At 30.6% G+C, this 24,800-nt stretch carries 24 protein-coding genes; 14 read left to right on the top strand and 10 right to left on the bottom strand.

Features of this window, described 5'->3' with window-relative positions:
- Position 1 precedes the first annotated feature (1 nt).
- The 10 genes from FBF06_RS01385 to FBF06_RS01340 all read left to right on the top strand — a co-directional run bounded on the left by FBF06_RS01385 (position 2) and on the right by FBF06_RS01340 (position 11,439).
- Positions 2-739, top strand: coding sequence for a hypothetical protein (locus FBF06_RS01385; protein ID WP_002868183.1), 738 nt, complete (start codon positions 2-4; stop codon positions 737-739).
- 112 nt (positions 740-851) lie between these two features.
- Positions 852-3,695: a DEAD/DEAH box helicase family protein gene (locus FBF06_RS01380; protein WP_002851717.1), complete on the top strand. Its 2,844-nt coding sequence runs from the start codon at positions 852-854 to the stop codon at positions 3,693-3,695.
- A complete protein-coding gene (gene lpxB / locus FBF06_RS01375) occupies positions 3,692-4,786 on the top strand; it encodes a lipid-A-disaccharide synthase (protein WP_139889264.1) in 1,095 nt (364 codons plus the stop codon). Before FBF06_RS01380 ends, lpxB begins: the two co-directional genes overlap by 4 nt.
- 11 nt (positions 4,787-4,797) lie before the next feature.
- The gene (greA, locus tag FBF06_RS01370) at positions 4,798-5,283 is read left to right on the top strand and encodes a transcription elongation factor GreA (protein WP_002851733.1); all 486 of its coding nucleotides are present in this window, start codon (positions 4,798-4,800) and stop codon (positions 5,281-5,283) included.
- 9 nt (positions 5,284-5,292) lie between these two features.
- A complete protein-coding gene (locus FBF06_RS01365; protein ID WP_323808422.1) occupies positions 5,293-6,051 on the top strand; it encodes a UDP-2,3-diacylglucosamine diphosphatase in 759 nt (252 codons plus the stop codon).
- Positions 6,044-7,000, top strand: coding sequence for a chemotaxis protein (locus FBF06_RS01360; protein WP_002851778.1), 957 nt, complete (start codon positions 6,044-6,046; stop codon positions 6,998-7,000). The genes FBF06_RS01365 and FBF06_RS01360 overlap by 8 nt, the downstream gene beginning before the upstream one ends.
- Before the next feature lie 3 nt (positions 7,001-7,003).
- The gene (locus tag FBF06_RS01355) at positions 7,004-9,313 is read left to right on the top strand and encodes a chemotaxis protein CheW (protein ID WP_002859840.1); all 2,310 of its coding nucleotides are present in this window, start codon (positions 7,004-7,006) and stop codon (positions 9,311-9,313) included.
- A 4-nt stretch (positions 9,314-9,317) separates the two neighbouring features.
- On the top strand, positions 9,318-9,839 hold the full coding sequence (locus FBF06_RS01350; protein ID WP_002826355.1) for a chemotaxis protein CheW: 522 nt from the start codon (positions 9,318-9,320) through the stop codon (positions 9,837-9,839).
- Complete coding sequence (gene serB / locus FBF06_RS01345) at positions 9,839-10,462, top strand: phosphoserine phosphatase SerB (RefSeq protein ID WP_002851598.1); 624 nt, start codon at positions 9,839-9,841, stop codon at positions 10,460-10,462. The genes FBF06_RS01350 and serB overlap by 1 nt, the downstream gene beginning before the upstream one ends.
- Positions 10,462-11,439 carry a transaldolase gene (locus tag FBF06_RS01340; protein ID WP_002851728.1) on the top strand — a complete coding sequence of 326 codons (978 nt, stop codon included), beginning with the start codon at positions 10,462-10,464 and terminating at the stop codon, positions 11,437-11,439. The genes serB and FBF06_RS01340 overlap by 1 nt, the downstream gene beginning before the upstream one ends.
- Here the strand turns inward: FBF06_RS01340 and FBF06_RS01335 are convergent, their stop codons facing one another.
- From FBF06_RS01335 to FBF06_RS01290, 10 genes are all read right to left on the bottom strand, one after another.
- On the bottom strand, positions 11,440-11,862 hold the full coding sequence (locus tag FBF06_RS01335; protein WP_002851686.1) for a hypothetical protein: 423 nt from the start codon (positions 11,860-11,862) through the stop codon (positions 11,440-11,442).
- Positions 11,859-15,128: a carbamoyl-phosphate synthase large subunit gene (gene carB / locus FBF06_RS01330; RefSeq protein WP_052796133.1), complete on the bottom strand. Its 3,270-nt coding sequence runs from the start codon at positions 15,126-15,128 to the stop codon at positions 11,859-11,861. Before carB ends, FBF06_RS01335 begins: the two co-directional genes overlap by 4 nt.
- A gap of 260 nt (positions 15,129-15,388) precedes the next feature.
- A complete protein-coding gene (gene mreC / locus FBF06_RS01325) occupies positions 15,389-16,138 on the bottom strand; it encodes a rod shape-determining protein MreC (RefSeq protein ID WP_002859838.1) in 750 nt (249 codons plus the stop codon).
- Positions 16,128-17,168 (bottom strand): rod shape-determining protein, encoded by a 1,041-nt coding sequence (locus FBF06_RS01320; protein ID WP_168977500.1) that lies wholly within the window; start codon positions 17,166-17,168, stop codon positions 16,128-16,130. Before FBF06_RS01320 ends, mreC begins: the two co-directional genes overlap by 11 nt.
- A 10-nt stretch (positions 17,169-17,178) precedes the next feature.
- Positions 17,179-18,402 (bottom strand): ATP-dependent Clp protease ATP-binding subunit ClpX, encoded by a 1,224-nt coding sequence (gene clpX, locus FBF06_RS01315; RefSeq protein WP_002860329.1) that lies wholly within the window; start codon positions 18,400-18,402, stop codon positions 17,179-17,181.
- Positions 18,395-19,186, bottom strand: a complete 792-nt coding sequence (lpxA, locus tag FBF06_RS01310; RefSeq protein WP_002867735.1) for an acyl-ACP--UDP-N-acetylglucosamine O-acyltransferase — start codon at positions 19,184-19,186, stop codon at positions 18,395-18,397. The genes clpX and lpxA overlap by 8 nt, the downstream gene beginning before the upstream one ends.
- Positions 19,186-19,626 carry a 3-hydroxyacyl-ACP dehydratase FabZ gene (gene fabZ, locus FBF06_RS01305; protein WP_002857452.1) on the bottom strand — a complete coding sequence of 147 codons (441 nt, stop codon included), beginning with the start codon at positions 19,624-19,626 and terminating at the stop codon, positions 19,186-19,188. Before fabZ ends, lpxA begins: the two co-directional genes overlap by 1 nt.
- A 94-nt stretch (positions 19,627-19,720) precedes the next feature.
- Positions 19,721-20,812 (bottom strand): epoxyqueuosine reductase QueH, encoded by a 1,092-nt coding sequence (locus FBF06_RS01300; RefSeq protein ID WP_002867734.1) that lies wholly within the window; start codon positions 20,810-20,812, stop codon positions 19,721-19,723.
- Positions 20,812-21,267, bottom strand: coding sequence for a thioredoxin-dependent thiol peroxidase (gene bcp / locus FBF06_RS01295; RefSeq protein ID WP_002851665.1), 456 nt, complete (start codon positions 21,265-21,267; stop codon positions 20,812-20,814). The genes FBF06_RS01300 and bcp overlap by 1 nt, the downstream gene beginning before the upstream one ends.
- A complete protein-coding gene (locus tag FBF06_RS01290) occupies positions 21,264-21,470 on the bottom strand; it encodes a 4-oxalocrotonate tautomerase family protein (RefSeq protein WP_002860331.1) in 207 nt (68 codons plus the stop codon). The genes bcp and FBF06_RS01290 overlap by 4 nt, the downstream gene beginning before the upstream one ends.
- A 175-nt stretch (positions 21,471-21,645) precedes the next feature.
- Between FBF06_RS01290 and ilvE the strand changes: the two genes are divergently transcribed.
- From ilvE to FBF06_RS01270, 4 genes are read left to right on the top strand one after another with little or no spacing between them, the layout of a single operon-like run.
- A complete protein-coding gene (gene ilvE, locus FBF06_RS01285; RefSeq protein ID WP_002826902.1) occupies positions 21,646-22,560 on the top strand; it encodes a branched-chain-amino-acid transaminase in 915 nt (304 codons plus the stop codon).
- 11 nt (positions 22,561-22,571) lie between these two features.
- Complete coding sequence (locus FBF06_RS01280; protein ID WP_002867733.1) at positions 22,572-23,660, top strand: prohibitin family protein; 1,089 nt, start codon at positions 22,572-22,574, stop codon at positions 23,658-23,660.
- A 12-nt stretch (positions 23,661-23,672) separates the two neighbouring features.
- Entirely contained in the window at positions 23,673-24,203 is a 531-nt protein-coding gene (locus tag FBF06_RS01275; RefSeq protein WP_002867732.1) for a DUF2393 domain-containing protein, read from the top strand.
- Complete coding sequence (locus FBF06_RS01270; protein ID WP_002867731.1) at positions 24,203-24,712, top strand: DUF2393 family protein; 510 nt, start codon at positions 24,203-24,205, stop codon at positions 24,710-24,712. Before FBF06_RS01275 ends, FBF06_RS01270 begins: the two co-directional genes overlap by 1 nt.
- The last annotated feature ends 88 nt before the right edge of the window (positions 24,713-24,800 follow it).

Raw genomic sequence — 24,800 nt, 5'->3', positions numbered from 1 at the left:
AATGTATACTTTTTATGAAAATCAGATACAAGAGGCATTAGATAGAGCTTTTCCGGCTTATGTAAATAATTTAAGATATAGAAATGAAATTCTGCAAAAAGATTGTTACATAAGAGGTGTCTTGGGGGAGATTTTTATTAGAGATATTTTAAAAAATTATGGCTTTATAACAACATCAAATGAAAATAACGAAGATAAGGAAGATAATACTGATAGAGATTTATTAATTTATGGATTAAATACTATATCATCGCAAATTCGATTTCAAAAAGCAATAAAAATAGAAATCAAGACTTCTTTAATTCCAAATGATAAGTTTAACTATATCGATAATGGAGATGTTAAAATTTATAAGAAGACAAATATCGAGGATGATATATATTGGGATTTTGGAATTCAAATTTATTTTAAACAATATAAACCAGAGTGGGAAGAGAATGTACAAAATATTTATCAAAACAATGCATGCAACAATACAGATAACAAGCTATTAGATTTGTATAAGAAGTTACAATTTGAAATATTTTGGATTTCAAAACAAGAAGCTATTAATGCTAATTTTTTGCAAGAATATAAAACTTGGTGTTATGCGAATAAAACATTTTGGAAGTGTCCGATTAGAAAATGTAATCCAAATTTCTACGAACTTATTATTTGTTTGCTTGATAATATTATAAACGCCCAATATCAAGAAATTTTAATGTTAAAAAATTATATTCTAAGTAATAATACAAAATAACATCATCCTTTGCACTACTTGCAAGATAGGTGGTTACAAGAATTTTCAGTATGTAAAAAATTCTTACATGCTGCAAATGATAATAAACAATTAAAGCTTTAAAGGAAAAATAATGGCTAAAGCAAAACAAAACACAAGAAAACATTTATTGTTAAATAAATTTATCCATGATAAATCACTAGTGCAAAAGCTTGATGAAAGTTATGATTTTAGTAATTTTTCTCAAGCTATAAATTTACAATTTTATCAGCAAGAAAGTGTTAAAAATGCTTTAGCTATACTCTCTTTTTATATGAAAGATGAGTTAAATTCACATCAATACAATCAAGAACGCAGAAATCTTTTAGCATTTTATCAAGATGAAAGTGAGAATTTAAAACTACAAAAAGAACATATCGCAAGAGCTTCATTTTGGATGGCTACAGGAAGTGGTAAAACTATAGTTATGATCAAACTTATAGCTTTGATACATGAATTTATTAAAAATAATCAATTACCTAAAAAGCCTATCATGCTTTTAGCGCCAAATGATAAGATTTTAAATCAATTCAAAGCAAATATAGCTAAATACAACAATCATCACAGCAATTTTATCAAAATAAAAGATTTAAAAGATTTTGAAAGCATAGAAAAAGAAGCTAGTTTGTTAAATGAAGCGGTGGTGTATTTTGCAAGAAGTGATTTACTTGAGAGTGAAGAAAATGTAGGCAAAGATAAAAAAGCAAAAAGATTAAACTATAAAAATTATCTTAATAAAGGTGGTTGGTATATATTGTTAGATGAAGCTCATAGAGGCGATAGTAAAACATCACTAAGAAAAAACTATTATCATGAGCTTGCTAGAGGTTTTATCAAAGAAGATGAATTTCCAAAAGGCTTTGTTTTTAATTTTTCAGCTACCTTTGAAGATGAAATAGACTTTATAACTTGTGCTTATAATTATAATCTTCAAAAATTCAATCAAGAAGGATATGGTAAAAATATAGCAGTTTTAAATGAGAATTTAGATTTTAAAAGTGAAAATAACGAAGAAGTAAAAATTAAAACGATTTTAGAAAGTTTTATAATATTCAATGCTATTGTAAAATCAAAAGAAGAATTGTTTTTAAAAAGATCAGACTTTAAATATCATAATCCTTTAATCATAGCAGTTTCTGATAAAGTAAATACTCAAGATGCGGGTATAAAAGCATATTTTAAGGCAGTGTATAATGTATTAAAAAATAAAGTAGATATAGGTAATATAGCTTTAGAGCTTTATAAAAAACTTCAAAATCAAAATTTGCATTTTGGTATAAATACGCTAAGCAATGATTTTTTGAAATATATAAAAAATGCAAATAACGATGAACTTAGAGAAAATATTTTTTATGCAAACGCAAATGCAAATTTAGAATGTTATAGTATTAAAGGAAATGATAAAGAATTAGCTTTTAAGAGTAAAAATTCAAACAAACCCTTTATGCTTTTAAATATTTCAAATGCAAAAGAATGGGAAAAAGATTTTTTACTTGAGCTTGGGGTAGAAAGCATAAGCGATATATCACAAAGTCATTTTGAAAATATCAATAGCTCACAATCTTCTATCAATATAATGCTAGGAAGTAAGGTTTTTTCAGAAGGTTGGGATAGTAATCGTGTAAATTTAATTTCTTTTATCAATATAGGAAGCATTAATGCTAAAAAATATGTTTTGCAAACTATAGGAAGAGGTGTTAGAATAGAACCTTTCTTAAATATAAGAAAGAGGTTAAATACTTTAAAAGAGATGTTTAAAATTGATGAGCGATGTGTAAATTTAGCATGTGGTTTAGAAACTCTTTTTGTAATGGCAAGTGATAATGAAGCCATAAAAGCTATTATAGAGGGTATAGAATGCGAATTTATGGAAAGTAGGCATTTAAAAGGATTTAAAGAAACAAAATTGTCGTTTAATTTACCTGTGCCAAAATACAAAAACGAAGCAAAACTAAAAAACATTTATAAAATTTCAGAAAAAGAAGCAAAATCTTTAGACAAATTTATAAAATCTTATGATGAGGATGTTTTGATTTTAGAACAGTGTTTGTATAAAAATTTTAAATATTCTACATTAGAAGAATTTTATAAATTTAGCGATGGTAAAGAAAGTAAAATACAATTATCAGGAGATAGAGTAGAGTTTAATGAAAAAACAACCTTAAAAACAATCAATAGTGTGTTAAATTCTAATGCCAAAGTTTTGGATAAATTTGTAAAGTTAGAAGAAGAAATAACACACCATAGAAATATACAAGCAAAGTTAGATTTTGAAACCGTTCAAAAAATTAATAAGACTATAAAAGATGTTTTAAATGCAAAAAGCGAATATGAATTAAAAGCAGATTTTGAAAATAAAAAAATAAATTTAGATGAGCTAATGCAAGGTATAAAAGAAAGTCAAAAAAGCAAGGAGGTGCAAAACTATATAATTAGTGCAAAACTTAGCAAGCATTATTATAGCCCTTTAATCATTTACAATAAAAACGATAAAGAAAATAAGATTAATTTTGCCATTTCTAATAAAAGTGAAAAAGAATTTTTAGAAGATTTAGAAAGTAATTTAAAATCATCTTTTTTTGAACAATATGAATGGTATTTTTCTAAATTGGTAGAAAATCAAGATGAAATTTATATCCCTTATTTTGATGAAGAACAACAAAAAGAAAGAAAATTTTATCCTGATTTTATATTTTGGTTAAAAAACAAACAAAGTGGAGATTTTTCTATATATTTTATAGATCCAAAAGGTTTAAAAATAGAAGATAATCCTAGGTTTAAATTAAAAGGCTTTAAAGCAATATTTGAAAATAAAAATTTAACTTATGAAGATAAAAATATAAAAGTAAATTTATTTTTTTATAATAAAAATATCAATAACACTTCAGAAGAAATAAAAGATTTTGTTAGATCAAATATAGAGGATATTTTCAGATGAAAACCTTTTTAGTTTGTGCTTTAGAGCCTTCAGCAAATTTGCATTTAAAAGAAGTTTTAAAAGCTTATAAAAATGAGTATAAAGAATTTGATTTAGTAGGAATTTATGATGAGAGTTTGTGTAAAGAATTTAGTCTAAATTCCAAGCCACTTTATAGCTCACATGAGTTTAGTGCTATGGGTTTTATAGAGGTTTTGCCACTCATTTTAAAAGCCAAAAAAGCTATAAAAGAGCTAGTAAATTTAAGCCTTACTCAAAAGGTTGATGCGATTTTATGTATAGATTCTCCTGCTTTTAACATACCTTTTGCAAAAGCTTTAAAAAAAGCAGGTAGTAAAATTCCACGCATTTATTATATCTTGCCTCAAGTTTGGGCGTGGAAAAAAGGTCGCATACCTATCATAGAAAGTCATTTTGATATTTTAGCTTCTATTTTGCCCTTTGATAGTGAATTTTTTAGTAAAAGCACTTATGTAGGCCATCCACTTTTAGATGAGATAAAAGAATTTAAAAATCAAGAAGACATTAACAATATACTTTCAAAAAAAGATGATGAAAAAACTATAGCCTTTTTACCAGGTTCAAGGCGTAGTGAAATTAGGCGTTTGATGCCTATTTTTAAAGAACTCTCGCAAAAATTTAAGGGTGAAAAAATTCTTTGTATCCCCCCGTTTAATCTTGAAAAATTAGAAATTTATGGTGATATTAGTGAATTTAAAATAGAAAGTAACACTCCAAAAGTGCTTAAAAAAGCTGATTTTGCCTTTATTTGTAGTGGAACGGCTACTTTAGAAGCAGCTTTAGTGGGAACTCCTTTTGTTCTTACTTACAAAGCAAAGGCTATTGATATTTTTATCGCAAAACTTTTTGTAAAATTAAAACACATAGGACTTGCAAATATTTTTTGTGATTTTGCTAAAAAAGAAGCTTTAAATCCTGAATTTTTACAAGATAAAGTCAATGTTTTAAATTTATATGAAGCTTATAATAAATATGATTATAAGGCATTTTTTGCTAAAGTTGATTTTTTAAAAGAATATTTACAATTTGGAAGTGCTAAAAATTTAGCAAAAATCCTAAACGAAATATAAAAGGATAAATCATGCAAAAAGAACCAATGAGTCAATTTGGCTATGATAAATTAGCCGCAGAATTAAAAGATTTAAAAGACAATCAACGCCCTGCCGTTGTAATAGAAATCGATACAGCAAGGAGTCATGGGGATTTGAAAGAAAATGCGGAATACCATGCTGCAAGAGAAAAACAAGCTTTGATAGAAAGTCGTATTGCAGAGCTTAGTGACTTGCTAGCAAGAGCTCAAGTGATCGATCCTTCAAGCTATGAACATGATAGTGTGAAATTTGGTTCAAGTGTTGTGATCATGGATTTGGATACAGAAAAAGAAAGTAAATATACTCTAGTAGGAATTTGCGAAGGAGATTTAGATAAGGGTTATATTTCCATCGCATCTCCAATAGCAAAAGCTATGCTTGGGAAAAAAGAAGGAGATGATTTTAAAGTGCGTTTGCCAAAAGGTGAGAGTGAATTTGAAATCCTTTCTATAAATTATGAGCCTTTGAAATTTTAAGGATAAAAAATTTTACTACAAAATGGAGCGATTTTAATCGCGGATGCTCATGAAAATGAACAAAGAAAGGGATTTTGGGAATTTTTACAAGCCTTAAAAAAAGGTAAAATTTCCACCCCTCAACTCATACTTATGGGTGATATTTTCGATTTACTTATAGGCGAAATCTCTGCTACACATGAATTTGCTAAACCTTACATAGAACTTTTAGAAGAATTGGCCTTAAAAATTGAAATTATCTACTTAGAAGGCAATCATGATTTTAATCTTTCTTGTTTTTTTAAAAGGGTAAAAATTTTTAACTTACAAGAGCAGCCCATAAAGCTTAATTTGCATACAAGTAAAGGTAATAATCTTGTTTTAAATAATGCTTTTATAAAATTAGCCCACGGAGATATTTTTTTACCACCTCTTTTACAATTTACTCTTAAAACATTAAGAAATCATTATTTGCTTGTATTTTTGAATTTTTTAAATATTATTACTCGTAATTTTATTTCAAATAAAATTCTTCAAAATCAAAACAAAAAAAACCTTTTTTATCAAATAAAAGATTTTGAAAATTTAGCGAAAAAAAGATATGAAAAATATGAAAATTTAGGATTTTGGGTATGTGAAGGACACTATCATCAAAATCATCAAATCAACAAAGAAAACATTAAATATCTTAACTTAGCTAGTTTTGCATATGAGAGAAGTTTTTTTGTAGTAGAATATCAGCAAGAAATCAAATTTCGAGAACAGAAATTGAGGGGTCAAAATGTTTGATGAAAATATCGTGAAAACGGGTTCAAATGAAATGGAGCTTGTCGATTTCCGTATCTTTAAGCAAGGGCACGATAAAGTCTATGAAGGAATTTATGGTGTAAATGTTTCTAAGGTAAGGGAGATTATAAAAATCCCAAGCCTTACAGAACTTCCAGGTGTACCTGATTACATCGAAGGAATCTTTGATCTTCGTGGAGTGGTTATACCTGTAGTCAATCTTGCCAAATGGATGCAAATCACTGAGCCAGAAAGCACTATGCTAAAACCTAGAGTTATTATTACTGAATTTAGCAATATTCTTATTGGTTTTATAGTTCACGAAGCAAAAAGAATTCGTAGAATAAACTGGAAAGATATAGAACCAGCAACTTTTTCTACAGGATCAGGTGCTTTAGATAAAGGTAAAATTACAGGTGTAACACGCATTGAAAATGATGAAGTGTTGCTAATTTTAGATCTTGAAAGTGTTGTTGAAGATTTAGGAATTTACGCTCCAAAAACAGATATAGATTTTGGAAAAATAGAAAAATTTACTGGAACAGCACTTATACTTGATGACAGCATGACTGCTAGAAAACGCGTCAAAGAAATGATGCAACAGATGGGCTTTCAAGTTGTTGAAGCTAAGGACGGCGTAGAGGGCATAAACAAATTAGAAGAATTAAGCCAAATTTATGGTGAAAGTTTAAACGATACTTTAAAAATTATAGTAAGCGATGTCGAAATGCCACAAATGGATGGTTTCCACTTTGCTGCACGCATTAAAGAAGATCCAAGATTTAAAGATATTCCTATAGTCTTTAACTCATCTTTATCAAATGAATTTATGAATGAGAAAGGTGTTCAAGAAGCTGGTGGAGAAGGCTATCTTGTCAAATTTAACGCTAGCGATTTCTTCAATGAAATTGCAAAGGTTATTAAAAAACATCAATCTCAAGAACAGGGGTAAAATATGGAAGATATGCAAGAAATACTTGAAGACTTTTTGGTTGAAGCTTTTGAGCTTGTTGAGCAAATCGACCATGATTTAGTAGAGCTTGAATCAAATCCAGAAGATTTAGAATTATTAAATAGAATTTTCCGTGTTGCACATACGGTTAAAGGATCATCAAGCTTCTTAAATTTTGATGTTTTAACAAAGTTAACTCACCACATGGAGGATGTTTTAAACAAAGCAAGACATGGCGAGTTAAAAATAACTCCAGATATCATGGATGTGGTTTTAGAGTCTATTGATAGAATGAAAACTTTACTTAATTCCATTCGTGATAATGGCAACGATACTGCTATTGGTATGGATATAGAACCAATTTGCGCAAGATTAACAGCTATTTCAGAGGGAGAGTCTCCTGTTGTGGCAACAGATTCAAATGAAAAATCTACTCCACAAGCAGAACTAGAAGCACCAAAACAAGAAATAGCTACTCCAGAACCTGAAGTAGATGTTAATCAATTAAGTGATTCTGAAGTTGAAGCTGAAATAGAAAGACTTTTAAAAGTTAGAAAAGCTGAAGATCAAGCTCGTCGCGCACAAAAGAAACAAACAACAAATGCGGCACCTAAACCGACTAACAATACAGCAAATAAACCTACGGAAAGTGGAGAGAAAAAAGTTCCTGCTTCAGGTAGTAATGCTAGCAGTATGGATCAAACCATACGCGTGGAGGTAAAAAGATTAGATCACTTAATGAATCTAATTGGGGAGCTTGTTTTAGGCAAAAACCGTTTGCTTAAAATTTACGATGATGTTGAAGAGCGTTATGAAGGAGAAAAATTCCTTGAAGAACTTAATCAGGTTGTAAGTCAATTAAGTATTATTACAACTGATGTTCAGCTTGCTGTGATGAAAACAAGAATGCAACCTATAGCAAAAGTTTTCAATAAATTCCCAAGAGTTGTTCGTGATTTAAGTCGTGAATTAGGAAAGCAAATAGAACTTGAAATTACAGGTGAAGAAACTGAACTTGATAAATCTATCGTAGAGGAAATTGGCGATCCTATCATGCATATGATTAGAAATTCATGTGATCATGGTGTTGAGGATCCAGCAACTCGTGCAGCGAATGGAAAACCTGAAAAAGGTATAGTCCAACTTAAAGCTTATAATGAGGGCAATCACATCGTTGTAGAAATTACAGATGACGGTAAAGGACTTGATCCAAATGGCTTAAAAGCAAAAGCTATAGAGAAAAATTTGATTACCGAAAGAGAAGCAGATCAAATGACAGACAAAGAAGCTTTTGCTTTGATTTTCAAGCCTGGTTTTTCAACTGCGGCTAAAGTAACAAATGTTTCAGGTCGTGGCGTAGGAATGGATGTTGTTAAAACCAACATCGAAAAACTTAATGGGGTAATTGAAATTGATAGTGAGTTAGGTAAAGGAAGTTCATTTAAACTTAAAATTCCTCTTACCTTGGCAATCATTCAATCTTTACTTGTAGGAACTCAAGAGGAATTCTATGCAATTCCACTTGCAAGCGTTCTTGAAACAGTTAGAGTGCCAATCGATGATATCTATACTATCGAAGGTAAAAATGTATTACGCTTAAGAGATGAAGTGCTTTCTCTTGTGAGACTTTCAGATGTATTTGGAGTTAAACAAGTCCTTGAAAGCGGTGATCAAACTTATGTCGTTGTTATAGGGGTAGCAGAAAGCAAGCTTGGTATTATAGTAGATACTCTTGTAGGACAAGAAGAAATAGTTATTAAATCCATGGGTGATTATTTACAAAATATCCAAGGTATAGCAGGAGCTACAATCCGTGGTGATGGTAGGGTGACATTAATCATTGATGTAGGCGCTATGATGGATATGGCCAAAGAAATTAAAGTTGATATTAAAGCGCAATTAGAATCAAGTGCGAAAAAACCTAAAGAACAACCAAGTGATTATAAAGTCTTAATTGTAGATGATTCTAAAATGGATAGAACTTTAATGCAAAAAGCTTTAGAACCGCTAGGAGTTAGTTTAATCGAAGCAACAAATGGTGTTGAAGCATTGAATATTATAAAATCTGGCGAACATGATATTGATGCAATGCTTATAGATATCGAAATGCCAAGAATGGATGGATACACCTTAGCTGGTGAAATTAGAAAGTATTCTAAATATCGCAACTTACCATTGATAGCAGTTACTTCAAGAACAAGTAAAACTGACCGTTTAAGAGGTGTTGAAGTGGGTATGACTGAATATATCACTAAACCTTATTCTCCAGAATACTTGGAAAATGTGGTTAGAAAAAATTTGAAACTAGGATAAGAATATGAGTAATGAAAAATTAGAGCAAATTTTGCAAAAACAGCAAACTCAGATGGCTGGTCCTGATGTCGATCAAAGAGAAGATGATATCATCCAACTTGTTGGCTTTGTAGTTGGAGATGAGGAATATGCGATTCCAATTCTTAATATACAAGAAATCATCAAACCTATAGAATATACTAGAGTTCCTAGTGTACCTGATTATGTTCTAGGGGTTTTTAATATGCGTGGTAATGTTATGCCGCTCATTGATCTAGCTCAACGCTTTCATTTAGGAAGTTCTAAAATGACACCTCAAACAAGATATATTGTTTTAAGAGGTGAGACAAATGGAACTGGAGTTGGAGGAAATGCTGGTTTTGTTATAGATAGATTAACTGAAGCAATTAAAATTCACAGAAACAGAATCGATCCACCACCTGAAACTTTAGTTAAAGACAAAGGTATGATTTATGGTATAGGAAAAAGAGATGAAAATATCTTAACTATACTCAAAGTAGAAGCTTTGCTTAAGCGCGAATTTTAATGATTAAACTTTGTGTTTTTGACTTTGATGCTACTTTAATGGATGGTGAAACCATTGATATTTTAGCTACAGCGCATGGCAAGGGTAATCAAACAAGCGAAATTACCCGCCATGCTATGACTGGAGAACTTGATTTTTTCGAAAGTCTTCAAAAACGAGTAAGCTTTTTAAAAGGTATGTCTTATAAAAAAGTTTTAGAATTAAGTAGCACACTTCCACTAATGCGTGGAGCACATGAACTTATCCAATATTTAAAATCTAAAAATATACAAATTGTTATTTTTAGCGGTGGTTTTCATGAAGGCATAAATCCTGCTATGCAAAAACTTGGAATTAACCTCGGTTTTGCAAATTATCTGCATCATAAAAATGACATTTTAACAGGGCTAGTTGGTGGGGAAATGATGTTTTCAAATTCAAAAGGCTTAATGCTACAACGATTAAAAAGCTTTTTAAATTTGAAAACAGATGAAGTGATGTGTGTTGGCGATGGGGCAAATGATTTGGCAATGTTTAACGAAAGTGGATTAAAGATTGCATTTTGTGCTAAAGAAATTTTACGTTCTCAAGCTGATATTTGCATAGATATAAAAGACTTAAAAGAAATAATAAAGGTAATATAATGAAAAATTTTTCTCTTTGGTGTGATTTTATAGAAAATAGTTTTTTAGATAATGAATTTTTAAATTTATTATCACATGGAATTAATGGCGCTACTTCAAATCCTGCTATTTTTAAAAATGCTATTTTAAATTCTCCAATTTATAAAGATAAAATTCTTAAATTAAAAGAAAAAAAAACAAAAGATATTTATGAAGAATTAGCAATTTCTGATATTCAAAAAGCAGCTGATAAATTAGCTCCTCTTTTTTATCAAAAAAATGATGGATTTATAAGTATTGAAATAGATCCAAGACTTCATGATAACACAACTCTTAGTTTAGGTGAAGCTAAAAGACTTTATAGTGCTATTGGCAAAGAAAATATAATGATTAAAATTCCAGCTACAAAAGCTTCTTATGAAGTAATGTATGAACTTATGAAAAATGGTATTAGCGTCAATGCTACCTTAATTTTTTCTCTTGAACAAAGTCAAAAATGTTTTGAAGCTTTAAATGCAGGTTTAGTCGAATTTAGAAAAAACAATATAGCCTTAAAAGAACAAAACACTAGAACACCACAAGCTGTTATAAGTATTTTTGTAAGTCGTTTTGATAGACTTTTAAATCCTAAGGCTAAGGAGCAAAATCGTATTGGAATTTTAAATGCAAATTTAGCTTATAACAATATCTACTCAAAAAATGAACCTAATATTCGCGCCTTGTTTGCAAGCACCGGAGTTAAAGGAGATGATCTGCCAAAAGACTATTATATCAAAGAACTTCTTTTTGAGAATTCTGTTAATACTGCTCCTCTTGATGCAATAGAGGCATTTAAAGGAAAAATGCATTTTAAAAAACCTTTAATGAATTTTGAAATTTATACAGAACTTAATCAAATCATTTCTCAAAGTGAACGAGAAAAAGCTTGCAATGACTTATTAAGTGACGGCCTAGAGCAATTTTGTATTGCTTTTGAAGATATTTTAAAAGCTCTTTAATTAACGTATTTTTATCATTTTATTCTTTGAAAGTTTTAATATTTTTGATGGGATATTTTCGAAAAATTTCTCATCAAGTATTATATCGGCAACACTTCTAGCCCATTCTTCATCAAATTCTTTTCCATGCTTGTTTGCCGAAGATGAATAAAAATAGCCATTTTTACTTAAAAAATTCGCATGTTTACACTCTTTCACAATACGAATGGCCTGATTATTGGGATAAATAAAAGTTGTTTTTTTAGAACGACGTACTAAATTTTTAAAAGATTTTGGAATTCTTGCTAAACTTTTTAACTCGCAAAATTTCGCAGAAGTGATTAAGCAAGGCTGATTTTTATCTCTACCTTTTAAAGCATTAATCTCTTCTAAATTTTTACTTAAAAATCCTACCGTAGTATCTGTTTGAGCTAAATAAATCAAGATTTAAGCCACTCTTGCAAACTCTTTACATCTAGGCAAGATTTACTCTGTATAGCTTTAATCGATTTTGCACCTGCTAAAGCTGATCGTAAATTTGTAAAATAAGGTATTTTAAAACGAATAATATTTTCACGAATTTTTTTCGTATCGCCTTTAAAACTGTGACTATCGCTTGTATTGATAACTAAGTGAATTTCCCCATTTTTCAATTTATCTTCAACATTGGGGCGTCCTTCTGAAATTTTATGTACAAGTTCGCACTCAAAACCACTTTCTAAAATTTCCTTGCAAGTTCCCCCTGTTGCCATAAGCTTAAAGCCAAGCTTTACATATTCTGCAGCGATTTTTTTGGTATATTTTTTATCCTTATCTTTTAAGGAGATAAATACCACGCCTTGCTCTGGAAGATGATTAAACGATGCAATTTGACTTTTCGCATAAGAATTTGCAAAATCCTTGCTTATACCCATAACTTCACCCGTTGAACGCATTTCAGGGCCTAATTCTAAATCACTTCCACTAAGTTTTGCAAATGGAAATACTGCTTCTTTCACGCTCATATATTTTGGAGTTTTAGGGCGTAAAATTTTAGTATCAAAATTAACCACTTTAAAAGTATCATAAAATTTTAAAGCTTCTTTTAAATTTCCTTGCCACATCACACGCGTTGCCACTTTTGCTAAAGGAATACCCGTAGCTTTACTAACAAAAGGTACGGTACGACTAGCTCTAGGATTTACCTCTATCATATAAAGCTCATTATTATGTAAAGCAAATTGTATATTTAAAAGCCCTACAACTCCCAAATTTAAAGCAATATCTGCGGTTTTTTGTGCAATAAATTCTTGCATTTTTTCATCGATATTGCAAGGCGGCAAAGAACAAGCACTGTCACCTGAATGAATTCCTGCTTCTTCTATGTGCTCCATAATTCCTGCAACATAAACATCTTTGCCATCACAAATCGCATCAACATCAATTTCTGTAGCATTGTCTAAAAACTGATCGATCAAAACAGGGCTTTTATCGCTTACATCCACAGCTTCTTGCATATAGAATCTCAGTTCAGCCTCATCATTTACCACGCGCATCGCACGCCCACCTAAAACATAACTTGGTCTTACAAGCACAGGATACCCTATATCACTAGCCTTAAGAACCGCTTCTTCTACGCTTGTTGCAGTAGAATTTTTTGGCTGATTGATACCTAGCTTTGTAATAAATTCGGCAAATTTCTTTCTATCTTCTGCCATATCAATTACTCTTGAGCTAGTACCTATAATCTTAGCTCCAAAAGCACTTAAACGCTTAGCAAATTTCAAAGGAGTTTGTCCACCAAAATGCACAATCACTCCATCAGGTTTTTCACGCTCAATCACCGCTCTTAAATGTTCGAAATCAATAGGCTCGAAATACAAAATATCACTTGTATCATAGTCAGTTGAAACGGTTTCAGGATTACAATTATACATAATAGTTTTAATACTCATATCTTTAAGCGCAAAAGAAGCATGTACGCAAGCATAGTCAAATTCTATACCTTGTCCTATGCGGTTTGGCCCCCCACCTATAATCATCACTTTTTTTTCTTTTTTATCCTTAGTATCGTTTTTACTTTGAGTGAGTTCGCTTACATTGATACTTGAATAAAGATAAGGAGTTAAAGCTTCAAATTCACCCGCACAAGTATCCACTTCACTAAATTCTGCGATGATTTTTTGCTTCATTCTTGCATAATAAATATCATTTTGGCTTAATTCTAAATTATCTTTCAAATTTACAAGCAAAGCTATCATTTTGTCTGAAAAGCCCATAGTTTTTGCTTTTCTCAAAAGAGCTTTATTGTTTAAAATATCCATATCAATTTGCTCTTCAAAATCTACAATTTCTTTAATCTGTGTTAAAAACCAAGGATCTATTTTACAAAGCTCATAAAGTTCTTCTACGCTAAAACCTTCCCTAAAAGCTTGAGCAACATAAAGTAAACGCTTTTCATTGGCATTGCGAATTTTAAAAACAAGATCATTTCTATCTTCAAATTTTACTCTATCAAAACCACTTAAAGAACACTCAAGCGAACAAAGTGCTTTTTGTATACTTTCTTTAAAAGTGCGTCCTATAGCCATCACCTCACCCACACTTTTCATAGCTGTACCTAAAGTTGTGTTTGCTCCTGGAAATTTTTCAAAGGTAAAGCGAGGAATTTTTGTTACAATATAATCAATCACAGGCTCGAAAGATGCAGGAGTTCCTGTAATATCATTTTTAATCTCATCTAAGCTAAAACCTACTGCCAAAAGTGTCGCAACCTTTGCTATAGGATAACCCGTTGCCTTAGAAGCTAAAGCACTTGATCTTGAAACTCTTGGATTCATTTCTATAACTATCATTCTTCCATTTTTTGGGTTGATAGCAAATTGCACATTACTTCCGCCTGTATCTACACCAATTTCACGCAAAATAGCAAAAGAAGCATTACGCATAACTTGATATTCTTTATCTGTCAAAGTTAATGCTGGAGCTATTGTAATACTATCTCCTGTATGAACTCCCATAGGATCGATATTTTCTATGCTACAAACTATGATACAATTATCCGCTCTATCGCGTATAACTTCCATTTCATATTCTTTCCAACCTAACAAACTTTCTTCAATCAAAATTTCATGAATAGGTGATAAAGCTAAAGCAGTATTGGTAAGTTCTTTAAATTCGTCCATATTGTAAACCACACCACTTCCAGCACCCCCTAAAGTATAAGAAGCACGGATCATCAAAGGAAAGCCGATTTCATCTACGGCTTTTAAAGCTTCGTCATAATTATACGCATACATCGATTTTGGCAAATCCATGCCAATTTTTTTCATACATTCTTTAAAAACCTGACGATCTTCGCCTTTTTTAATCGCCTCAGGATTTGCGCCTAAAAATTTCACATCTCCTAAAAGTCCGCTTTCATAAACTTCCATAGCAACATTTAACGCTACTTGTCCACCCATAGTTGGCAAAATTGCATCAATTTTTTCTTTTTTAATAATACTTAAAATACTTTCTTTTGTTATGGGTTCTATATAAGTCGCATCTGCAAATTCGGGATCTGTCATGATGGTTGCAGGATTTGAGTTGATTAATGCTACACGATATCCTAATTCTTTTAAAGTCTTTGCGGCTTGAGTTCCAGAATAATCAAATTCACAAGCTTGTCCTATCACAATAGGACCACTTCCTATAAGTAAAATGCTTTTAATATCTGTTCGTTTTGGCATAAATTTTCCTAAGAGCATAAATTTGGGCTGATTATAACAAAAATTAGTTTTATAAACTTTGAAATTATCGATATAATTTTAAAAAATAAACACTCTGCTTTTAATCTAGGAAATAATACATAAAGAAATTTAAGATTTTTTATAAAATTCTCATTCAATTATAAACATTTATTTGATAATTTAACAAAATTTTTAGCATTAAACAAAGTTATAATAATTAGCAAAAATATAGAAAATTTTTAAAAAGTCTAATCCTTGACTTATAAATTATCTACTACATATAAATAAGCAGGAATACTAATCTTAACATAAGGCTTTACTTCTACACTTTGATACATATCTTCATCATTAACTCTATTCACAATACCAACAGGTATATCTGAAAAGAAAATATTATCAAGTCCACTTGTTAAAATTTCATCTCCGGTATTAATTTTTGCCCATTTTGGAATAAATTTAACCACAATCCTGCCATCTTCACCCTGGATTAAACCTGGAGCTTTGGATTTTCCTATATAAACAGAAAAAACACACTGATCATCACCTTGTAAGAGAGCCATTGCTCTACCATTTTTATTAATAGCTATACCTGCAGTATATCCTTGATATATCAAACCACGGTTTTTACCAACGGGAATTTTGCTCCAATCTAACCATAATTTTTTATAATCATTCAATTGAACATAAGAAATAACTCTAGTTAAAGAAACTTGAGGTAAATATTTTGTAGAATTTTGATCCTCTAAAATACGATTTAATTGATTTGCAAAACTAGTTACCTTTACAGCAATATCTTCTAATTCTTTATTTCTAGCTTTTAGTTGCTGAATTTGATTTGCTTGATTAAAGTGTTCTGAAATTTTTTTTCCCAAATAATCTTTAATATTATAAAAATTACCTATAACAAAATCATTAACACGGAGAACATTTTGCTTGATAAGTCCTCCATAATAAAAAGATATAAAAACCAAAAAGGCTAAGACAAGAACATAAAAAATCTTATTCTTCATTGGTTAATTGTTGCAATAATGAAATTTCCTCTAAAGCTTTACCCGTTCCTTTTGCTACAGCTAAAAGCGGTTCATCTGCGATATAAACTGGCAAACGTACAATTTCACTTAAGTATTTATCAAAACCACGAATCAATGCTCCACCACCTGTTAAAACTACACCATTTTCTACTATATCACTTGCTAAATCAGGCGGCATCATTTCAAGAACCATTTTTAAAGCATCAGCAATTTCTTTTAAATACTCACGCATTGCTTCTCTTACATCTTCACTTGTAAGTTCAATACGACTTAAAAGTCCACTTACTTGATCGCGTCCTTTTACCACCATAGAAAGTTCTTTTGGAAGTTGTATTGCTGAACCTATGGTGATTTTGATCTCTTCGCCTGTTCTTTCACCTATGATAAGATTGTATTTTTCTTTTACATAATTAACTATACTCATATCAAGCTTATCTCCAGCTGTACGAATAGACTTTGAAATCGCAAGTCCGCCCAAAGAAATCACTCCGATCTCAGTAGTTCCACCCCCTATATCTACTACCAAATTTCCTTTAGGTTCTTGTATAGGTAAACTTGCACCAATAGCTGCTGCCATAGGCTCTTCGATCAAAAATACCTCTCTTGCACCTGCACTTAAAGCACTTTCTCTTACCGCTTTTCTTTCTACTTGAGTTAAACCATAAGGAACAGAAATAATAATTCTAGGGCGTAAAAAACTTTTTCTACGATGTGTTTTTTCTATAAAATAGCGGATCATTTTTTCAGTCATATCAAAATCTGCAATCACGCCATCTTTCATAGGACGAATAGCTTCGATGTTACCTGGAGTTTTTCCCACCATATCTTTAGCTTCTTTACCTACGGCTAAAATTTTTGCTTTGGAACCATACCTTTCTCTTTCAACTGCTACAACAGAAGGCTCGTTTATCACTATACCCTTATCTTTTACCAAAACTAGCGTATTAGCTGTTCCTAAATCAATCCCCATATCACTAGAAAAAAATCCTATAAGTTGATCTAATATCATTTCTATCCTTTTAACTTATTTTTCTTTTTATTAATAATGCCTTTGCATTGTCTTTAACAACTTCTTTGGTTATTACAATATCATAGTTTTTATACTCTGGTAACTCAAACATTAAATCTACCATCATTTCTTCTATAATACTTCTAAGCCCCCTAGCCCCTGTTTTTCTCTCCAATGCAAGCTGTGCGATAGCTCTTAGAGCATCTTCTTCAAATTTTAAATTTACCCCATCAATAGCAAAAAGCTTTTGATATTGCTTAATAATGGCATTTTTAGGTTCAGTTAAAATTCTTACCATATCTTCTTCATTAAGCTCATTTAAAGATGCAATCACATGCAAACGACCTATAAGCTCAGGAATCAAACCAAAATGCACCAAATCATCAGGTTCAATTTTCTCAAGTAAAGCTTTATTTTCTTCTTTTGCATCATCAAAAAAACCTACAACTTTATCTCCAAGTTTTCTTTTTAAGATAGTTTCCAAACCATCAAAAGCTCCACCACAAACAAATAAAATATTTGAAGTGTCAATTTGTATAAACTCTTGATTTGGATGTTTTCTCCCCCCCTTTGGTGGAATATTTACCAAACTTCCTTCGATAATCTTAAGTAAAGCTTGTTGCACACCCTCTCCACTTACATCACGAGTAATAGAACGATTTTCACTCATTCTGGCAATTTTATCAATCTCATCAATAAAAACTATACCTTTTTGAGCTCTTTGCACATCTCCATCTGCAGCTTGTAAAAGACGTGTTAAAATATTTTCTACATCCTCACCTACATATCCTGCTTCAGTTAAAGAAGTTGCATCACAAATTGCTATAGGTACATCTAAAAATTTAGCTAAAGTTTGCGCCAATAAAGTTTTTCCACTTCCTGTTGGCCCAACAAGTAAAATATTTGACTTAAAAAGCTCTGTATCATCATCTTGAAGTTCAGCTTTAAAAAGTCTTTTATAATGATTGTATACTCCAACACTAAAAACTTTTTTAGCTCTATCTTGTCCTATGACATAACGATCTAAATAAGCTTTTAATTCTTTTGGAGTGATATCTTTAAATTCTGTATTATGACTTTGTTTAGGTTCTTTAAATTCTTTTTCTTCTCCATAAATAATACTATAAGCACCTTCAACGCAATATTCACAAATAAAAGCATCATCATTTTCATTTGCTAAAATTCTTCTTTGTGGATTCTCCACTTCATTGCAAAAACTACATTTTCTAGGCATTATTTTTACCCCTATAGACAGGAATTCCACGCTTTGTTTCTAATATAAAATGGCACATTTTTTTAACATTTTCACTTTCTTGATTTTCAAGCAAATTTTTAGCATTTTCTTTTAAATCTCCTTGTCTAAATAAAGTTTTAAAAGCTCTACTAAGTCTATCTACTTCATCTTTATCAAAACGACGACGAGTACCTACTAAATTTAAACTTCTAATACTTGCACGATTTCCTTCTGCTAAACAAAACGGTACTATATCCTGAGAAAGTGCACTTGCTCCTGCTATCATACAACCCTCACCTACTTTGACAAATTGATGAATAGGTGTAAGCCCGCCTACAACCGTAAAATCTCCAAGCTCTACATGTCCTGCCAAAGTTGCATTATTAGCTAAAATAATATTATTACCTAAAAGACAATCATGAGCAATATGACAATAAGCCATAATAAAAGCATTATCGCCTATACGAGTAAAACCATCTCCTTTAACTGTACCTGAATTTATCGTTGCAAATTCTCTAATAGTTGCATTTTTCCCTATAACAACACCGCTTTTTTGCTCTTCTTTATAAGATATGTCCTGAGGAATATCGCCTACTATAGCATAAGAAAATACACGAGAATGATCACCTATAGTTGTATCTGAAAGAATTCGAGCACCTTGTTTGATGACAACATTATTACCTATTTTAGCATCTTTGCTTACATAAGCATAAGCTTCTACTACAACATCGTCACCAAGTTGTGCACCCTCTTCAATCACCGCACTTGGATGAATTTTTTTCATTATTTATCCACTATCATAGCTTTAAGCTCGGCCTCTGCAACTAAATTTCCATCTACAAAAGCTTGCCCTTTAAAAATCCACATATTACCACGATTTTTAACCACGCTCATTTCATAATCAAGCCTATCTCCAGGACGCACAGGATTTCTAAATTTTGCTCCATCTATGCCTGTGAAATAAACTACTTTACTTTTTGGATCCACTTTATCTTCCATACTTTCAAAAGCTAAAACTCCACCTGTTTGAGCCATACCTTCTAAAATCAAAACTCCAGGATAAATAGGATGCCCTGGAAAATGTCCCATAAAAACATGATCACTTATACTGATGTTTTTATATCCTAGCACCACTTCTTTAACTTTTAATTCTGTAATTTTATCTACCAGTAAAAAAGGATAACGGTGTGGTAAGATTTCTTGAATTTGCATTACATCTATCATTATTAAATTAACCTTGAAAACAATTAAAAATTTTATTATATAAAAAAATCATTAAAAATTATATTAACAAAAAAAGTTTTTCTTAATAAATTTCTTAAATTTTTACAAGCACCTCTTGATTATCATGATAAATTTCACTTTTTGCTATCACTTCATATCTTGAAGGTAAAATATTTTCGAGGATGATAATAGGACTAAGATTATAAGTTCCAAACAATTTATTACGCCATTTAATTTCTGCTTGAACACTTAAAGGTCTTTTTAAAAAATCTTCAAAATTTTTCCATTTGTTTTTAAAAAATGCATTAAAACGCCAAAATTCCACTAAAACTATTTCATCTTTAGTACTTCTATAAAAGCCTTCTTTTAAATTTTGTTTTAAATTTTCCTCATCCAAAGAAAATCTTGTATAAGCGTTTTTAAAATGCGAATAAAATAAAATATGAGATTTAATGGGCTTTTTATCTAATTTTATCAAAGCACTTAAAAGACGATAATTTAAAAATTTCTCTCTTAAAATTTCAAATTTTATACCTTTTTTTTCCCATAAAACTACTTTTTTATAAAGAGCTATTCTTACTTCTATACTTGCAGGTAAAATTTGCTTATTTACAGGAGACATTAATTCATCAATAAAATTCTTATCTTGTTTTTGTTTTTTAAGCCCATAAATGCAGCCGCAATAGTTTTGATGATAAAGCATTTCCTTTTTTGCTAAAGCAAACTGTCTTTGAGTACCGCCATTTTTACGAAAATCAGGAGCTAAAAACTCTACTCTATAAGGCTCACATTCTTTTTGTAAAGCATTTTTTAACTGTTCTAAATCTTTTTTAGGGCTGGTTAAAAGCGTAGTAGTAAGCTTTTTTTCTCCTATTTTAGCAGCAAATTTAACACTAGATCCCATTCTTACATCAAAGCAAATTTCACACCTTGCACCCTTTTCAGGCTCATCTTCATAACCACGCACAGCATTAAGCCATTTTTCATACTCATACTCACCTTTATAAAGCTTAATACCAAGTTTATCACAAGATCTTTTTACATCTAAAAATCTTAGTTCGTATTCGCTTAAGGGATGGATATTTGGATCATAAAAATATCCTATGATTTTTTCATTAGGATAAGTTTTTCTAAGCTCTTCAATAAAATAATGACTATCTACGCTACAACAAATATGTACTAGCATTAAAGACTTTCAAGCACTTTTAAAGCATGATCTTTTACACGAACATTACTATAAATTTGAGCAATCTTACCTGTTTCATCGATAACAAAAGTAGAACGAATAAGACCTTCGTATTCTTTTCCGTAATTTTTCTTAAGCCCCCAAGCTCCATAAGCTTTAGCAACTTCTTTTTCACTATCGCTAAGTAAAATATGTTTTAAATCAAATTTAGAGATAAATTTTTCATGACTTGCCACGCTATCAGGACTGATACCAATAATCACCGCATTTTTGCCACCAAATTTATCATAATTTGCACTAAAATCACAAGCTTCTGTAGTGCAACCTGGGGTATTATCTTTTGGATAAAAATACAAAATCACCTTTTTGCCAATAAAATCTTTTAATGCTATTTTTACCCCATCTTGATTTAAAAGCTCAAACTGAGGCGCTTTATCTCCTATGTTTAAACTCATTTACTTGCCTTTGCTTTAATAGCTTCAACGCTTTCTCCGCCAAAGCCTATGTCATAATTTTCTACATCTTCTAAAACCACCACAACTCTTTCTTTACTTTTATTATATTTCGTGCTTAAAAGTTTGGTAATATCAGCTATAAGTTCTGCTTTTTGCTCCTTGCTTAAAGACGGCTTTGCTAATTTAATATTTACCAATGGCATAATTTCTCCTTTTTAACGATAATTTTTCATAATTATTTCAAAAAATACCTAATATTTTTTTTAACAAAAAACCTTAATTTAATAAAAGCTTATTGTTAGTATATTTTTGATAAAATCCCGATTTATTCTTAAAATAATATTTTTTAAGAAATAAACAACTATAAAAGGTAAAAAAATGATCTCAGCAGATAAAATTTGGATGGATGGAAAATTAGTTGATTTTAAAGATGCAACTTTGCACTTTTTAACCCATTCTTTGCATTATGGCAATGCTGTTTTTGAAGGAACTAGAGCCTATAAAACAGATAAAGGCTTGGCAATTTTCAGACTTGAAGATCACACCAAAAGACTTTTAGAGTCTGCAAAAATTACTCTTTTAAATTGTCCTTTTTCCCAAAAAGAGCTTGAAAATGCACAAATTGAACTCTTAAAAGCAAACAACTTTAAAAGCAATGTCTATATCCGCCCTTTGATTTTCTTAGGCGATGGAGTTATGGGACTTTATCATATAAAAGCTCCTGTAAGAGTTGGAATTGCAGCTTGGGAATGGGGTGCTTACCTTGGAGAAGAAGGTTTAGAAAAAGGCATAAAAGTAAAAATTTCGTCTTTTGCAAGAAATAGTGTTAAATCATGCATGGGAAAAGCTAAAGCAAGTGCAAATTATCTTAACTCTCAAATTGCAAAATTTGAAGCTATTGAAGCAGGCTATGAAGAAGCTTTAATGCTTGATGAAGAAGGTTTTATCGCAGAAGGAACAGGAGAATGTTTCTTTATTGTAAAAGACGGGGTTTTAATCACACCTCCAAATGATTTTTCTTTAAAAAGCATTACTCAAAATACAGTGCTTAAAATAGCTCATGATCTTGGTATCACTGTGCTTCGCCAAAGAATTTCAAGAGATGAAGTTTATACTGCTGATGAAGCATTTTTTACCGGAACAGCCGCTGAAATCACACCTATTAACAATATTGATGCAAGAATAATAGGAAATGGTTTAAGAGGACCTGTAACCAAAAAACTTCAAGATGCTTATTTTAATGTAGTTTATGGACGCAATGAAAAATACGCATCTATGCTAACTTATATTTAAAAAGGAAATAAATGCCAGCTGATTTAAATGATTATTTCAATAAAAAAAATAGAAATTCTAACAATAACGGAAACAACAACCGTCAAAATTTCAATTTCAAAGCACCAGAATTTAATTTTAAAGGTTTTGGGAAATTCTCTCCATTTGTTTATGGGGTGATTATTATTATCTTATTTTTAATCGTTGCAAAACCTTTTATGGTGATAAATTCTGGGGAAATGGGGATTAAATCAACAACAGGTAAATATGACCCAAATCCATTAGAACCAGGACTTCACTTTTTCTTACCTTTTGTACAAAAAATAACCATAATCGATACTAGAGTAAGACAAATCAACTATGCTTCTATAGAGGGAAGTAATGAAAATTTATCTTCAGGTTCAGGTGTTATTAATAAAAATAGCATTTCTGTACTTGACTCTCGTGGATTGCCTGTATCTATTGATGTTACAGTACAATACCGCTTAAATCCTCTGCAAGTTCCTCAAACTATAGCTACTTGGAGCTTAAATTGGGAAAATAAAATTATCGATCCAGTTGTTCGTGATGTAGTGCGAAGTGTTGTAGGAAAATATACAGCCGAAGAACTTCCTACTAATCGTAATACAATAGCCGCTCAAATAGAAGAAGGTATAAGAAAAACCATAGAAGCCCAACCAAACGAACCTGTAGAACTTCGCGCTGTACAACTTAGAGAAATTATTTTACCTTCAAAAGTAAAAGAACAAATCGAACGCGTGCAAATTGCAAAACAAGAGGCTGAAAGAACTAAATATGAAGTAGAAAGAGCTAATCAAGAAGCCTTAAAAAAAGCTGCTTTAGCTGAAGGGGAAGCAAATGCAACCATAATCAGCGCCAAAGGTAAAGCTATGGCTGTTAAGATAGAAGCAGATGCACAAGCTTATTCTAATAAAGAAATCGCAAACAGCTTAAACACCCCTTTGCTAAATTTAAAACAAATTGAAACTCAAAAAGAATTTAATGAAGCCTTAAAAGTCAATCAAGATGCTAAAATTTTCTTAACTCCAGGTGGAGCAGTGCCAAACATTTGGGTTGATACCAAAGATGCTAAAAAGCAAAGTTCTGCCAACATAAACTAAAAGGATACGCAAGTGGAGAAACTAAGAGAAATTGTGCTTTTTTACACTACTCATTTATATTTAGTAGATTATATGCTGATTTTATTAGTTTTTTTTCTCTTCACTTGTGTTTTACTTCTTTGCGTATTTTTACGCCATAGACCTATAGCAGCACTTTTTATTATTGCATTTGATATTATTATTTGTTTTTTAGTTTATATCTATGGGTATAAACTAATAGACAATGAAGTAAGAACTCGAAAAATCGCTATTACAGATCAAAAAATGATACAAAGCTCAAATGATTTAATTGTTGATTTTAACATTACAAATAATTCAAAAAATAATTTTAAAGAATGTAAAATTACAGCTAAAATTTTTGCAGATAAAATACCTAATGATAATATCATAGAAGAATATAAAAAGAAATTTATCCCTTTTAGACAAAAAAGTAGAGAAATTAAAGATCTAAAGAAAAACGCAACCCAATTTCAAAGAATTGCTTTTGAAAATTTTAACTATGAAAATAACTATACCATACGCTTAGTTTCGGAGTGTTTTTAATGCATTTTACAATTTTTCATATTATAGTTTTTATCATTTTACTTATTTGCTTTGCCTTGATTTGTATTTTAATCTTTCTAAAAGTCAAACAAAAAGAAATGGCTTTGATTTCTTATACCATAGCTACTATTTTTACCGCACTTTTGATATATTCTATTTTTCTGACAATCAATCAATTCACCACTCAAGCCGATCTTAGCAAACTAACCTATACAAGAGATCTAAGACATGAAAGCGTTATAGTAAATGGAAAAGTTCAAAATCTTACTAAATTTGAAATCAAAAAATGCTATTTGATACTTAGCATATTAAACCAACAACAAGTAGGAGGTGAAATTTTCAATGATAAAAATATCCGTAACGCTAAAATGCAAAATACAAGTGTTTCTTATACTATAGAAATCATAGACACACTCCCGGGTAATACCTATAAAGAATTTAGAGCTAGCGTTCCTTTTCCTCCAACTTTTAATAATCCTGAATTTTATCACACCTTAAAATGTATTTGATATTGTTAAATAGTTTTAAAACATCTATAAAAAATAATTTTATATTAATTTTATTTTTTTTGATATGCTAACGAGCTTTATTTAAATA

Source organism: Campylobacter sp. CFSAN093227, from assembly GCF_012897855.1.
Lineage (GTDB): Bacteria > Campylobacterota > Campylobacteria > Campylobacterales > Campylobacteraceae > Campylobacter_D > Campylobacter_D jejuni.
The sequence above is the reverse complement of the archived record's forward strand: the minus strand, read 5'-3'. Positions and strand labels throughout refer to the sequence as shown.